This is a genomic window from Streptomyces sp. NPDC058683 (assembly GCF_042716195.1).
GTDB lineage: Bacteria > Actinomycetota > Actinomycetes > Streptomycetales > Streptomycetaceae > Streptomyces.
Map to the genome: position 1 here is coordinate 1 of NZ_JBHXSK010000046.1, position 13389 is coordinate 13389.

The 13389-nt window shown below is 73.4% G+C and carries 12 protein-coding genes; 9 read left to right on the top strand and 3 right to left on the bottom strand.

Features of this window, described 5'->3' with window-relative positions; translation table 11 throughout:
• Window positions 1-90 precede the first annotated feature (90 nt).
• Window positions 91-1044: a methionyl-tRNA formyltransferase gene (locus ACFWXC_RS38935; protein WP_384486488.1), complete on the bottom strand. Its 954-nt coding sequence runs from the start codon at window positions 1042-1044 to the stop codon at window positions 91-93.
• Window positions 1045-1098: 54 nt separating this feature from the next.
• Here ACFWXC_RS38935 and ACFWXC_RS38940 point away from each other — a divergent pair, with 54 nt between their 5' ends.
• Window positions 1099-2454, top strand: coding sequence for a lysine N(6)-hydroxylase/L-ornithine N(5)-oxygenase family protein (locus ACFWXC_RS38940; RefSeq protein WP_384486490.1), 1356 nt, complete (start codon window positions 1099-1101; stop codon window positions 2452-2454).
• On the opposite strand, the gene ACFWXC_RS38945 is transcribed toward ACFWXC_RS38940, so the two are convergent.
• Window positions 2369-3013 (bottom strand): isochorismatase family protein, encoded by a 645-nt coding sequence (locus tag ACFWXC_RS38945; protein WP_384486492.1) that lies wholly within the window; start codon window positions 3011-3013, stop codon window positions 2369-2371. The two genes, ACFWXC_RS38940 and ACFWXC_RS38945, sit on opposite strands and share 86 nt — an antisense overlap.
• A 64-nt stretch (window positions 3014-3077) precedes the next feature.
• Window positions 3078-4619 (bottom strand): amidohydrolase, encoded by a 1542-nt coding sequence (locus tag ACFWXC_RS38950; protein ID WP_384486494.1) that lies wholly within the window; start codon window positions 4617-4619, stop codon window positions 3078-3080.
• A gap of 481 nt (window positions 4620-5100) precedes the next feature.
• Between ACFWXC_RS38950 and ACFWXC_RS38955 the strand changes: the two genes are divergently transcribed.
• The 8 genes from ACFWXC_RS38955 (at window position 5101) to ACFWXC_RS38990 (ending at window position 13281) form a co-directional block, all read left to right on the top strand.
• Window positions 5101-6417, top strand: coding sequence for an MSMEG_0569 family flavin-dependent oxidoreductase (locus tag ACFWXC_RS38955; RefSeq protein ID WP_384486496.1), 1317 nt, complete (start codon window positions 5101-5103; stop codon window positions 6415-6417).
• A gap of 19 nt (window positions 6418-6436) precedes the next feature.
• Window positions 6437-7276, top strand: a complete 840-nt coding sequence (locus tag ACFWXC_RS38960; RefSeq protein ID WP_384486498.1) for an amidohydrolase family protein — start codon at window positions 6437-6439, stop codon at window positions 7274-7276.
• A gap of 87 nt (window positions 7277-7363) precedes the next feature.
• Window positions 7364-7888: an MSMEG_0572/Sll0783 family nitrogen starvation response protein gene (locus tag ACFWXC_RS38965; protein WP_384486500.1), complete on the top strand. Its 525-nt coding sequence runs from the start codon at window positions 7364-7366 to the stop codon at window positions 7886-7888.
• A gap of 9 nt (window positions 7889-7897) precedes the next feature.
• A complete protein-coding gene (locus tag ACFWXC_RS38970; RefSeq protein WP_384486502.1) occupies window positions 7898-9010 on the top strand; it encodes an MSMEG_0568 family radical SAM protein in 1113 nt (370 codons plus the stop codon).
• Window positions 9011-9015: 5 nt separating this feature from the next.
• The gene (locus tag ACFWXC_RS38975) at window positions 9016-10506 is read left to right on the top strand and encodes an MSMEG_0567/sll0787 family protein (RefSeq protein ID WP_384486504.1); all 1491 of its coding nucleotides are present in this window, start codon (window positions 9016-9018) and stop codon (window positions 10504-10506) included.
• On the top strand, window positions 10503-11354 hold the full coding sequence (locus ACFWXC_RS38980; protein ID WP_384486506.1) for a carbon-nitrogen hydrolase family protein: 852 nt from the start codon (window positions 10503-10505) through the stop codon (window positions 11352-11354). Before ACFWXC_RS38975 ends, ACFWXC_RS38980 begins: the two co-directional genes overlap by 4 nt.
• A complete protein-coding gene (locus ACFWXC_RS38985) occupies window positions 11351-12187 on the top strand; it encodes a carbon-nitrogen hydrolase family protein (protein WP_384486508.1) in 837 nt (278 codons plus the stop codon). Before ACFWXC_RS38980 ends, ACFWXC_RS38985 begins: the two co-directional genes overlap by 4 nt.
• Window positions 12184-13281, top strand: a complete 1098-nt coding sequence (locus ACFWXC_RS38990; protein WP_384486510.1) for an MSMEG_0565 family glycosyltransferase — start codon at window positions 12184-12186, stop codon at window positions 13279-13281. The genes ACFWXC_RS38985 and ACFWXC_RS38990 overlap by 4 nt, the downstream gene beginning before the upstream one ends.
• Window positions 13282-13389 lie beyond the last annotated feature (108 nt).

Consider the following 13389-nt stretch of genomic DNA (forward strand, 5'->3'; position numbering starts at 1 on the left):
CGGGGGGGGGCCCTCTACCCCGCGGGGACCACCACGGGGCGGGGGGGCCCCCCGCCCCCCGCGTGTTTCCCCGGGGGCCGGGTCCTGCTGTCAGGGGCGGGACGTCAGGTAGCCGCCCATCGTGCGGAAGTAGTCCGGTGCCGCGTACTCCGTGCCGTCGTCCGTCCGTACCCGGCGGACCAGCAGGCCCCGGCCGCGGCCCGTGTGGGCGTCGGCGCCGGCCACGACGACCACGCCGTCGCCCTCGCGGATGAAGATCCGGCCCGGGGTGCCGCCGTAACGCCCCTCGGAGACGGCCGCGGAGACGATCCTCAGCCGCTCGCCGCCGTGGAAGGCGTATGCGTTGGGGTACGGGTCCGACTGGGCGCGTACCAGGCGCTCCAGGCGTTCCGCGGGCCATGTCCAGTCGATCCGGCTGTCCTCCAGGGACCGCTTGTGGAAGAAGCTGGCACGGCCGCGGTCCTGCGGTATCCACTGGCCGGCGTCCCGGCCGGAGGCGATCAGGTCGAGCGACTCCCGCACGATGGGCGCGATCAGGCCGACGGTGCGGTGGAACAGGTCGGTGGCCGTGTCGGTGGGTCCGACCGGCACCGAGCGCTGCACCAGGACGTCACCGGCGTCGAGTTCGGCGTTCATGCGGTGCGCGGTCACGCCGACCCGTTCCTCGCCGTTGAGCAGCGCCCAGATGATCGGCGAGAACCCGGCGTAGGCCGGCAGCAGGGAGTCGTGGACGTTGAGGGTGCCGTGCGGCGGAAGGTCGAACAGCTCCGGCGGCAGCCAGGTCCGCCAGTTGTTGGCGACGATGATGTCCGGACGGGACTCCCTTACGGCGTCGAGGAGTTCGGCGTCGTCGGGGCGGTTGCGCAGCAGCACCGGCACGTCGTGCTTCTCGGCCAGCTCGGCGACGTTGTCGTCCCAGATCTTCTCGTAGGCGTGCTCGCTCTTCGGGTGAGTGATGACGAGGACGACCTCGTGATCGGAGTCCAGCAACGCCTGCAGCGTTCGGTGACCCCACGTCTGGTAGCCGAGCATGACGACCCGCATGACGGTCCTTCCCTTCCAAGACTCCATTGCTAGGTAAGCCTTACCTTATCTAGCATGGGCAAGCCTGAGGGAGGCGATGCCAAGGTGAAATCACCGATCAATGGTCCCGACGTCGTCCACGACATCGTCGGGATCGGTTTCGGCCCGTCAAATCTCGCTCTGTCCATAGCGGTTGAGGAACACAACACGGGTCTCGCGGCAGACCGTCGGATCGACGCCCTGTTCCTGGAACGCCAGCCGCGGTTCGGCTGGCACCGGGGCATGCTGATCGACGACGCCACGATGCAGGTCTCCTTCCTCAAGGACCTCGTCACGCTGCGCAATCCGACCAGCGACTACAGCTTCCTGTGCTTCCTGCGCGAACGCGGCAGACTGATCGACTTCCTGAACCAGAAGACGCTCTTCCCGCTGCGGATGGAGTTCCACGAGTACTTCGAGTGGGCGGCCACGCGGGTCGCGCACCAGGTGTCGTACGACAGCGAGGTGATCGCGGTCGACCCGGTGCGCGACGAGGACGGCCGGGTGGCCTTCTTCGACGTCACCCGCCGTGACCCGGCGCGCCCCGGGACGGCCGTGACCCACCGGGCCCGCAACATCAGCGTGGCGATGGGTCTCGAACCTCATGTGCCGCCCGGCCTCGAACTGGCCGAACGCGTCTGGCACAACAGCGAGTTGATACCGCGCGCCGAGCAACTGGCAGGAACGGGTGCGGCGGTGCGGCGGGTGGTCGTGCTCGGCGCCGGGCAGAGCGCCGCCGAGACGGTGGACTACCTCCACCGCACCTTCCCGGACGCCGAGGTGTGCTCGGTCTTCGCCAAGTACGGCTTCACCCCGGCCGACGACAGCCCGTTCGCCAACCGGATCTTCGATCCGGAGGCGGTCGACGTCTACTTCTCGTCGCCGTCCGAGGTCAAGCAGTCCCTCCTCGACTACCACCGCTCCACGAACTACTCGGTGGTCGACATGGATCTGATCGAGTCGCTGTACGCCACCACGTACCGGGAGAAGGTGGCCGGCCGGGAGCGGCTGCGCTTCCTCAACGTCTCGCGCGTCCGCGGTGTCACGCCCGCCGCCGACGGCGGTCTCGACATCGCCGTCGAGTTCCTGCCCACCGGCGAGCGGCAGGTGCTGCCCGCCGACGTCCTGGTACTCGCCACCGGCTACCGGCCCCGGGACCTGACGGCGCTCCTCGGCGACGCGGCCAAACTGTGCCTCAAGGACGACGGGGACGCGATCCGGGTGGGCCGGGACCACCGCGTCGAGACGGTGCCGGAGGTCACCGCGGGCATCTACCTCCAGGGCGGCACCGAGCACACCCACGGGCTCACCAGCACACTGCTGTCGACCGTGGCGGTCCGGGCGGAGGAGATCCACCGGTCCGTGCTGGCCGACCGGCTGACGGCGGCCTGACCTCGCCCCCGCACTCCCGTGGCCCGGACGGTACGGTCCCGTTCGGGCCACGGGGTTCTCCGTCCTGCATCCAGGCGTCGGCCGCGGTCAGCATCACCTGGGTCCGCGCGAACACCCCGACGATCACCGGCTGGTCACGCTCCAGCTCCGTGAGGAGCTGCCGCAGCCGGGTGCCCGCGAAGGCGCTGAACCGCTTCGCCGTCAGCACCGTGTCCCCGACCCGGGGCCGCACCGCGCTCACCACGTCGCCCGAGCCGTCCTCCCGGGGGAAGTGCGGGTGCCCGAAGGCGGCGCCGCGGCCGTCGCGGCCGCGCTCGGCGGTGGAGACGGAGTACAGCACCGGCACGCGCGCCGCCCGCGCCGTCGCCGCCAGCCGGCCGATCCCGGCCACCAGCCCGTCGACCGGCACCGAACTCTCCCGCAGCACGTGCACGAAGTGGTTCTGGACGTTCAGGACCAGCAGAGCGGCACGCCGGGGGTCCACCGCCCAGCCGGAACGGTCGGGGGGCAGCAGGGCGGGCTCGGGCATGATGTGGGGAGCCGTGTCACGGGACATCATGCGCATCCGCCTTTCACCGGTCGTCGAACGCGGTCAGCAACACCGTCGCGGAGCGGACGCGGACTCAGTACGGGCCATGGGTCCAGCGGCCGTCCGTCATCGTGGCGTGCACCGGCATCGCGCGCAGCGTGTCCGGGCCCGCCGCCAGCGGATCCGCGTCCACGACCACCAGGTCGGCGGGGTCCCCGACCCTGATGAGCCGGCGCCCGCGCGCCGCCGCGGCCAGCGCGTCCCGGACCGGCAGGCGCTGTTCCGGATGCCAGGCGGGGCGGCCGTCGTCGGTACGGCTGACGGCCGACGCGACGGCGAGCCAGGGGTCGAGCGGTGAGACGGGGGCGTCCGAGCCGAACTCCAGCCGCGCCCCGGCGGCCAGCAGGTCGGCATAGGCGAAGGCGCGTTCGGTGCGGCCGGACCAGTACCGGTCCGCCACGTCCCGGTCGTCCGTGGCGTGCCGGGGCTGCACCCCCGCGACGACGTCCAACTCCGCGAAGCGCGGCAGGTCTTCGGGGCTCAGCAGCTGGGCGTGTTCGATCCGGCCACGGCAGCGCACGGCCTCGAAGGCGTCCAGGGCCACGGTGTTGGCGCGGTCGCCGATGGCGTGCACCGCCGGTTCGACGCCGTGGGTGGCGGCCCGGCGCATCAGCCGCACCAACTCGTCCGGCGGCGTCTGCTCGATGCCGTGCGCGCCGTCCGTGCCCTCGAGGCCGGGATAGGGGTCGCGGCAGAGCGCGGTGCGGGTGTTGAGCGAACCGTCCGTGAAGAGCTTGAGCGGGCCGACCCGCACCAGGTCCCCGTGCGCGCCGATCCCGGACCCGGTACGCAGTCCGCGCGCGAGCGCCGCGTCCAGGTGGCTCGGGTAGACGGCCGCGGCCACCCGTACGGCCGGCGGGGACTGCGCCGAGCGCCGCTCCCAGGCGCCCACCGTGTCGCCGAACTGGAAGTCGATGACACCGGTGATCCCGCGTGCGGCGGCGGCCCGGCAGGCGTCGGCGACCCAGCCGTCCACCGTCTCGGCCGGCGCCTCGGGAAGGGCCGAGAGGACCACGTGTCCCTCGTGCTCGCGGATCAGCCCGGTCGGGTGGTCGCCCCGGCCGGCCAGTGCCAGGCAGGCGGAGTTCAGCCACACGGCGTGCAGATCGGCGCTGACCAGGGCGACCGGACGATCCGGCAGGGCCGCGTCGAGCAGTTCCTTGTGCGGGGCGTCGCTCCAGAGACCGTCCCGGAAGCCGTATCCGAACAGCACCGACCCGCCGGGGGCCGCACGGCCGTGGTCGCGGACCCGGTCGGCCACCTCCCGTGCGGAGGCGGTGCCGGACAGGTCGAGCCGGCGGCGCGCGCTGGCCCACTCGGCGAGATGGACGTGGGCGTCCCACAGTCCGGGCAGGAGTACCCGCCCGTCCAGGTCGAGGACCCGGTCACCCGGGACGAGTCCGGCGGACGCCGGGCTCTCCTGCTCCGCGACCACATGGGTGACCCCGCCGTCCGCCACCCGCACGCGGACGAGCGGTCCGCCCGCCCCCAGCCGAACGCGGGCGAGCGTCGACGCCGTTCCCCGGGACGGTGTCTGCGCCACCGGCCCGCGCGATGTACCTGCGAAGTCCGTCATCGAGCCTCCCTCTGCGGCGGCAGCCGCCGTCAGCCGTGACACCGCGGACACGACCGCCACCGGGACCACCCGTGGGCCACGACGGCACAGTCCATCGGCAGCGCATGCCACGCCACCGCTCAACAGCGACAGCCACACAAACTTAGGCTTACCTTACCTGTTTGATCGCGCCCGGTCCCCGCCGATCGGTGGACGGACTTCCCCGAATCGGGCAGCCCCTCGCTTTTGCCTCCGAGGCAACACACCGTGCCGGACACCGCACTCAGCGTGAGGATCACGTAACTCCGCTTTATTCCGGATGACTTGGTCCGGAAATGGCCGGTGGGTGGAGTGGGTCGGGCAAGCAGCGGCGAGGCGTCCCGACCTCGGCGCCTCGCCTGGAGGATGTCATGCCCGAGATCTGCTTCAGCGAACGCGCACCCGACGGCCCGGCTGTCGTGGCGAAGTCCGAGAACCCGCCCGGCACGGCCGGGAGCGCCCGGTGACCCCGGCGCCGCGGCCGGCCGGGGGGCACTTCCCGGTGGCGGTGATCGGCGGCGGTCAGGCCGGTCTGTCGGTCAGTTACTGCCTGCGAGAACGCGGCGTCGAGCACGTCGTGTTCGAGGCGAACCGGGTCGGGCACGAGTGGCGGGCGCGCCGCTGGGACTCGTTCTGCCTGGTGACGCCCAACTGGCAGTGCAAGCTGCCTGGTTACCCCTATCGAGGGGGCGACCCGGACGGCTTCATGGTGCGCGCGGACATCGTGCGCTACCTGGAGGACTACGTCGCCTTCTTCCAACCGCCCCTGGTGGAGGGGGTGTCCGTCACCCGGGTCCGCAGGGCGCCCACCGGTGTCTACGAACTCGCCACGACGGACGGCGACTTCACCGCGGACCAGGTGGTGGTGGCGACCGGCCCCTACCACACCCCGAGGATCCCACGGGCCGCCGAGCGGCTGCCCTCCGGTGTCCGGCAGCTCCACTCCTCCGGCTACCGCAGCCCGGACCGGCTGCCCGCGGGGGCGGTGCTGGTGGTGGGCACGGGACAGTCCGGCTGCCAGATCGCCGAGGACCTGCATCTCGCGGGCCGGCAGGTGCATCTGGCGGTGGGCGGCGCGCCGCGGGTGGCGCGCTTCTACCGGGGCCGGGACTGCGTGGCCTGGCTGGACGAGATGGGCCACTACGCCAGGCCCATCGACGAGTTCGACGACGCCGGTGCGGTGCGGATGCGGGTCAACCACTACGTCACCGGCCGCGACGGCGGCCGCGACATCGACCTGCGGGCCTTCGCCCGGGACGGGATGCGGCTGCACGGCCGTCTCACCTCGGTGGAGGGGCGGGTCCTCGGCTTCGCCGGCGACCTCAAGGCCAACCTCGACCGCGCGGACGCGGTCGCCGAGTCCATCAAGGACGCCATCGACGCCCATGTCGCCGCCCACGGCATCGACGCCCCGCACGAGCCCCGCTACACCCCGGTCTGGGAACCGGACGGGGGTCCGGACGGGCTGGACCTCACCGCGGCCGGCATCACCTCCGTCGTCTGGGCGACCGGCTTCAGCCGCGACCACCGGTGGATCGAGATCCCCGCGTTCGACGGGCGCGGCTACCCGATGCACTGGCGCGGTGTCACCAGCGTCCCCGGCCTGTACTTCCTGGGCCTGCCCTGGCAGCACACCTGGGGTTCGGGCCGCTTCGAAGCGGTCGGCCGGGACGCCGAGTTCATAGCCGGCCACATCGACGCGGGCCGTCGGCTCGCCGACGTCTGCGGCACCCTCACCGGCGCGCCCACCCGTGTCGCGGCCGCCGTCCCCGTGGGCTGAGAAGGAGTCACGCACCGCCATGGTCCACGCCACGCACCGCCCCAGGGTCCACGACGCCCACCGCCACATCGGTGTGCTGCCCGCCTTTCCCTTCTACGGCGGCCCGCCCGTCAACCCCGACACCACCGCCCGCGCCACCGTCGCGCAGCTCATCGCGGATCTGGACGCCGAGGGCACCGAACGTGCCCTGGTCATCCCCAACTACGGTGTCCCGGACCCCGCCGTCGCCTTCTCCTTCAACGAACTGGCAGTGGAGGCAGCCCAGTCCGACGACCGGATCCGGGCCGGACTGTGGGTCTCGCCACGCCCCGAGGACGAGCAACGCACGCTCGAAGCACTCAAGTTGGCGGGCGAACCGGGTGTGAGGGCGCTCAAGCTCAGCTTCCTGCTGGGCGGCCGCCCCACCGACCCGGCCTGCCGCCCGCTGCTCGACCGGATCTTCGCGGAGGCCGCCCGGCACGGCCTGGTCGTCCATGTCCACACCTCTCCCGGGGCGGCCTCCGACATCGACGAGGTCGGCCACCTCGTCGACCGGTACGCCGACCGGGTGGCCCTGCATCTGGTGCACTTCGGCGGCGGGATGAGCGGCCACATCAAGCTCGCCGGCTCCCGGTTCTTCGACTGGATCACCGCCGGCAAGCGCGTCTACACCGACCTCTCCTGGGCGATCGGCTTCCTGCCGTACTGGCTGGCCCGGGAGATCGAGCACCGCGGTGTCGGCCACGACCGCGTGCTCTTCGCCAGCGACCAGCCCTGGGGCGACTTCACCGGCGAGTACGCCCGGATGACCGCCGCGACCGGCGGCGGCGAACTGGCCGGCCTCGTCTTCCGCGACACCTTCGCCGCCCTCTACGACTGACCGCCCCCGTCTTCCCCCGGAAAAGAACCACTGACCGCCCCCGTCCTCCCCCGGAAAAGAACCTCCGCCTCGCACAAGGAGACCGCCATGTCCGAAACCGCCGCCCAGCTCAGCGACGTCGAGCAGAAGTCCCTCGACGAGATCCCGCACCCCTCCCTCCCCGAGGGCTCCAGCATCTACGGCTCCACCAAGGTCTTCCCCGACTACCAGGCCGAGAACGGCGAGACCTACTTCACCCTCGTGCACGGCATCGCCCACGAGTCCTCGGTCTCCTTCGTCGCCGTCCTCCAGGCCACCCGCGCCCTGCGCAAGGGCTTCGAGACCGCGATCTACTTCTACGGCCCCGGCTCCCTCAACTGCCTGGCCACCCGCGGCTTCCCGACCACCGGCAACTCCGCCTTCCCCGGCGAGCACAACATCAACAACCAGCTCAAGACGTTCATCGCGGAGGGCGGCAAGGTCTTCTGCTGCCGGTTCGGCCTGTCGCTGCACGGCGCCCGCGAGGAGGACCTCATCGAGGGCGTCATCCCGACCCATCCGCTGGACGTCCAGGACGCGCTGATCCACTACGCGCGCAAGGGCGCCATCATCAACTCCACCTACCAGCTGTAGGGGGGCGCCATGAGCACCGGCACCGGTACGACGGTGGATGTGCGGATCACGACCCGCGCCGAACTCGCCCTGCACGGCGTGGCGCTGGAGGCCCCCGTGCACCGGCCGGACGGCGCGGGCCCCAGCGACGACGGACACTTCCTGATCGGACAGGGTCCCCTCGACGGTGCCGGTGCCGCCCTCCCCCGCAACCCCGACAGCCCCTACCGGGTACGCGACGGCAGGGTCTGGCTCGGCGACGAGACCGGACATCTCACGGACACCGGCCTCACCCTGACCGCCGTACAGCGCCCCAGGTTCTACGACCTGACCACCGCCGACGGCATCCCCTACGAGCACATCGCCCGGCTGCACGGCGCGGACGTGCTCGCCACCACCGTCGTGCAGACCTGTATCCGCTACGCCGAGGCGGACCGCTGCCGCTTCTGCACCATCGAGGAGTCCCTGCGCTCCGGCGCCACGGTGGCCGCCAAGACCCCGGACCAGCTCGCCGAGGTCGCGGAGGCGGCCGTACGGCTCGACGGCGTACGGCAGATGGTGATGACCACCGGCACGACCACCGGACCGGACCGCGGCGCCCGCAACCTCGTACGGTCGGTCCGCGCCGTGCTGCGGGCGGTACCGGAACTGCCGGTCCAGGTGCAGTGCGAGCCGCCCGCCGACCTCGCCTGGATCCGCGCCCTGCACGACGCGGGCGCCACGGCGATCGGCATCCATGTCGAGTCCCTGGACGACGCGGTGCGCCGCCGCTGGATGCCCGGCAAATCGACGGTCCCGCTGGCCGAGTACCGGGCCGCGTGGGACGAGGCGGTGCGGGTCTTCGGGCCGAACCGCGTCTCCACCTACCTGCTCGTCGGCCTCGGCGAGGATCCCGACGAACTGATCGCGGGGGCAAGGAAGCTGATAGCCCGCGGGGTGTATCCGTTCGTCGTCCCCTTCCGGCCGATGCGCGGCACCCTCGCCGCCCGGGACGGCTCCGGCGCGCCGGGCGCGGAGGTGCTGCGGTACGTCACGGCGGGCGTCGCCGCCGCGCTGCGGGCCGCCGGGATGAGCGGTGCCGACCAGCAGGCGGGCTGCGCGGCCTGCGGGGCGTGCAGTGTGCTCCGGGCGGCGGGCGGGTGACCGGCGTGTATCTCGACGACGTGGCGGCACCGGCCACGAGCGAGCGCCAGCCGGACATCCTGGCGCTGCTGGGCGACCGCAGCACCCTCGCGCGCCGCGCCGGCTTCCGGATCGAGGAGGCGCGGGGCGGGGCGGAGGCGGCCGCGTACCGGCGGCTGCGCAGGGACGTGTTCGTCGACGAGCAGGGCCTGTTCAGCGGCCATGACCTGGACGACCGGGACGCCGACCCCCGTACGGTCGTGCTGGTCGCCAGGGCCGAGGGCGGCGAGGTGGTCGGCGGTGTGCGGCTCGGGCCGGTCGCCGACGGGCCGGACATCGGCTGGTGGGCCGGCGGCCGGCTGGTCGTCGCCCCGCGGGCCCGCGGGGCGCGGGGCATCGGCGCGGCGCTGGTGCGGGCCGCCTGTGCCCACGCGGAGGCGGCGGGCGCGCTGCGGTTCGACGCGACCGTGCAGAGCCGCAACGAGGTGCTCTTCCGGCGGCTGGGCTGGCGGTCCGTGCGTCCGGTCACGGTGGCCGGTGCCCCGCATGTGCTGATGCGGTGGCCGATCGGCCGTATCGCGGCCCACACGGCCGCGGCCAAGGCCGCCCTCGGCCCCCTCCTCGCACACCTGCGCGGCCCACGGACCGGGACGGCCACGCCCGGCCCCCAGTCCGGCGGGGCCCTGCCCGCCCTCGGCGGCGCCGGGTTCGTCGGCGACGACGGGGCTCCGGTGCCCGGCACCGACCTGGTCGCCGCCTGCGACGCGATCGTGCCGTCCATGGTCGAGCGCGACCCCGACTGGGCCGGCTGGTGCGCGGTCCTGGTCAACGTCAACGACCTCACGGCCATGGGCGCCGCCCCGCTCGGCCTGCTGGACGCGGTGGGCGCGGCCGACGCCGGGCATGCCGCGCGGGTGCTGGCCGGGCTGGCGCGGGCCGCCGACGCGTACGGCGTGCCGGTGCTCGGCGGCCACACCCAACTGGGCGTCCCGGCCGCCCTGTCGGTGACCGCCCTCGGCCGCGCGGAGCATCCGGTGCCGGGCGGCGGCGGACGCCCGGGGCATGCCGTCCGGCTGACGGCGGACCTCGGCGGTGGCTGGCGGCCGGGGTACGGGGGCCGCCAGTGGGACTCGACGACCTCTCGTCGCAGGGACGAACTGCGGGCCATGGCGGGGGCGGTGGCCGCGGTGCGGCCCGCCGCCGCCAAGGACGTGTCGATGGCCGGGATCGCCGGCACCCTCGGCATGCTCGCCGAGGCGAGCGGCTGCCGGGCGGTGCTGGACATGGCCGCCGTACCACGGCCGCCCGCCGCCACCGCCGGGGACTGGCTGACCTGCTTCCCCGGCTACGCGATGCTCACCGCGGCCCCGCCGGGCGCCCCCGCGCCGCCCGCGGGCCCCGCGGCGGACGCCGTGTGCGGTGAGCTGGCCGAGGGCCGGGGTGTCGGGCTGCGCTGGCCCGACGGAGACGTCACCGAAGCGGTCACCGCCACCGTGACCGGGATGGGAGCCGCATGAGCACGCTGCGGATGGCGGCCGTGGCCGCCGCGTTCGGCCGCGACCTCGAAGAGGACTTCGCGATCGCCGAACGGCTGATCAAGGAGGCACGGGAGCAGGGCGTGCGGCTGCTCGCGCTGCCGGAGGCGTGCCTGGGCGGGTATCTGCTCGGCCTCGACGACCCCACCGCCCTGGACGAGGGTCCGCCCGCCCTCGCCCTCGACGGCCCCGAGATCCGCCGGCTGGCCGCGCTGGCCGGGGAGATGACCGTGGTCGCCGGGTACTGCGAGGCAGCCGGGGACGCCCGCTACAACAGCGTGGTGTGCGTCACCGGCGACGGTGTGCTCGGCAACCACCGAAAGGTCCACCAGCCGCTGAGCGAGGACGCCAGTTACTCCTCCGGCGACCGCTTCCACGCCTTCGACACCCCGGTCGGGCGGCTCGGGATGATGATCTGCTACGACAAGGCGTTCCCGGAGTCCGCCCGCGCGCTGGCGCTGGACGGGGCCCAGATCGGGGTGTGTGTGTCGGCGTGGCCGGGCGCGCGTACCAACCCGTCGGCCGACCTCGGACAGGACCGCTGGAAGCGGCGCTTCGACCTGTTCGACCGGGCGCGTGCCCTGGAGAACCAGATCGTGTGGCTGTCGGCCAACCAGTCGGGCACCTTCGGCTCGCTACGCTTCGTCGGCAGTGCCAAGGTCGTGGACCCCGGCGGCGAGATCCTCGCCGGCACGGGGGTGCCGGCCGGCATCGCCGTCGCCGAACTCGACGTCGTCCAGGCCCTGGAGACCGCCCGCCGGTCGATGGGGCACCTGCGCGACCGGCGGCCCGAGACCTACGACCTGTCACCGGGAGCAGTCACCGCATGAGCACGATCCGGATCGCGGCCGCGGCCGCCCACTTCGGCCGCGACCTGGAGTTCGACCTGGCCCGCATCGGCAAGCTGATCGACGACGCGCGGGCCGCGGGGGCCGGACTGCTGGTGCTGCCGGACGCCGCGCTCGGCGGCTATCTCGCCGATCTGCGCCACCCCGACCCGGAGGCGCTGCCCCCGGCCCTGAAGCCCGACGACCCGCTGATCCTCCGGGTGGCCAGGCTGGCCGCCGAGATGGTGGTGTGCGTCGGCTACTGCGAGGACGGCGGGACCGAGCGCCACAACGCGGCCGTCTGTGTGAGCGGCGACGGGATCCTCGGCCGTCACCGCAAGGTGCATCTGCCGGCCGGGGAGACCGCCGCCTACACGGCCGGTGACCGCTTCGACGCCTTCGACACCCCGGTCGGCCGGCTCGGCATGCTCATCGACTACGACAAGACCTTCCCGGAGTCGGCCCGTTCCCTGGCCCTGGACGGCGCCGAGGTCCTCGCCTGTCTCTCCGCCTGGCCGACCAGCATCACCAACCGCGCGCCGCGGATGGCCCAGGACCGCCAGGCCAAGCTGTTCGACCTGTACGACCAGGCGCGTGCCGCCGAGAACCAGGTGGTCCTCGCCTCCTCCAACCAGACCGGCGCCCTGGGCGGGATGCGCTTCCTCGGCCAGGCCAAGGTGGTCGGCCCCGGCGGCGACATCCTCGCCCGCACCTGGTCCAAGGCGGGCCTCGCGGTGGCCGAGCTCGACGTGGCCGCCGAGATCGAGCGGGCCCGCCGGGTCCTGCGCCACCTCGGCGAACGCCGTCCCGACGCCTACCGGGAGAGCCCCTCGTGAAGATCGCCCTGCTGACCTACTCCACCAAGCCGCGCGGCGGGGTGGTGCACACCCTCGCCCTCGCCGAGGCGCTGGCGGCGCTGGGCGAGGACGTCACGGTGTGGACGCTGGGCCGGGGCGGCGACGCGGGCTTCTTCCGGCCCGTCTCCCCCGCGGTGCGGGTGCGGCTGGTGCCGTTCGCCGACGGCCCGGCCGGCGAGACGGTCGGGGAGCGCGTCCTGCGGTCCATCGCCACGCTCCGCGAGGCCTTCGACCCGGCGCCCTACGACATCGTCCACGCACAGGACTGCATCAGCGCCAACGCGGCCGGCCGGTGCGTCCGTACGGTCCACCACATCGACCGCTTCACCACGCCCGAGCTGGCCGCCTGCCACGAGCGGGCCCTCGTCGAACCGTACGCGCACATCTGTGTGTCGGCGGCCGTCGCCGGTGAACTCGCCGACGGCTGGGGCATCGGCGCCGAGGTCGTCCCGAACGGTGTGGACTACGACCGTTTCGCCACCACCGACCCTGCGGCGAGGGCGAGTTGGCGTGCCCGGCTGGGCCGCTACGTCCTCACCGTCGGCGGTATCGAACCCCGCAAGGGCTCCCTGGACCTGCTGGAGGCGTACGCCCTGCTGCGCGCGGGACACCCCGGCGTCCGGCTGGTGATCGCGGGCGGCGAGACCCTCTTCGACTACCGTGACTACCGGGTCCGTTGGGAGCGGCGGGCCGCCGAACTGGGCCTGGATCCGGTGGTGCTCGGCCCGGTGCCCGACGGCGAACTCCCGTCCCTGGTCGCCGCCGCCGGGGCCTTCGCCTTCCCGTCCCTCAAGGAGGGCTTCGGGCTGGCCGCGATGGAGGCCCTGGCCGCCGGGGTGCCGCTGGTGGTCCGCGCCCTCCCCGTCCTGCGGGAGGTGTTCCGCGCGGCCGCCCGCTTCGCCGGCACCCCCGGGGAGCTGGCCGTCCAGCTCGGCCACGCACTGACCGCCGACGACCCGGACCGCCGGGCCGCCGGACACGCGCTCGCCGCCCGCCACACCTGGCGCGCCGCGGCCCGCCGGCACCGTGACTTCTACCGCTCCCTGGGGGCGGCTCGGTCCGTCTCGTCCTGAATCGGCCGCCGTCCGCGGACGCCGACAGGGAACCGACAGCGACGTTTTACCGGGGGCTCATGTCGAGGTGGTCACTATCGGGGATGCCGTCTGAACAGGTGGTGCCCG

Bases quoted from the DNA above. Each gene is read 5' to 3' on its own strand.
- ACFWXC_RS38985 (WP_384486508.1), top strand. From the start codon at position 11,351: ATGAGCACGATCCGGATCGCGGCCGCGGCCGCCCACTTCGGCCGCGAC.
- ACFWXC_RS38935 (WP_384486488.1), bottom strand. From the start codon at position 1,044: ATGCGGGTCGTCATGCTCGGCTACCAGACGTGGGGTCACCGAACGCTG.
- ACFWXC_RS38940 (WP_384486490.1), top strand. From the start codon at position 1,099: ATGGGCAAGCCTGAGGGAGGCGATGCCAAGGTGAAATCACCGATCAAT.
- ACFWXC_RS38945 (WP_384486492.1), bottom strand. From the start codon at position 3,013: ATGATGTCCCGTGACACGGCTCCCCACATCATGCCCGAGCCCGCCCTG.
- ACFWXC_RS38970 (WP_384486502.1), top strand. From the start codon at position 7,898: ATGAGCACCGGCACCGGTACGACGGTGGATGTGCGGATCACGACCCGC.
- ACFWXC_RS38950 (WP_384486494.1), bottom strand. From the start codon at position 4,619: ATGACGGACTTCGCAGGTACATCGCGCGGGCCGGTGGCGCAGACACCG.
- ACFWXC_RS38965 (WP_384486500.1), top strand. From the start codon at position 7,364: ATGTCCGAAACCGCCGCCCAGCTCAGCGACGTCGAGCAGAAGTCCCTC.
- ACFWXC_RS38980 (WP_384486506.1), top strand. From the start codon at position 10,503: ATGAGCACGCTGCGGATGGCGGCCGTGGCCGCCGCGTTCGGCCGCGAC.
- ACFWXC_RS38960 (WP_384486498.1), top strand. From the start codon at position 6,437: ATGGTCCACGCCACGCACCGCCCCAGGGTCCACGACGCCCACCGCCAC.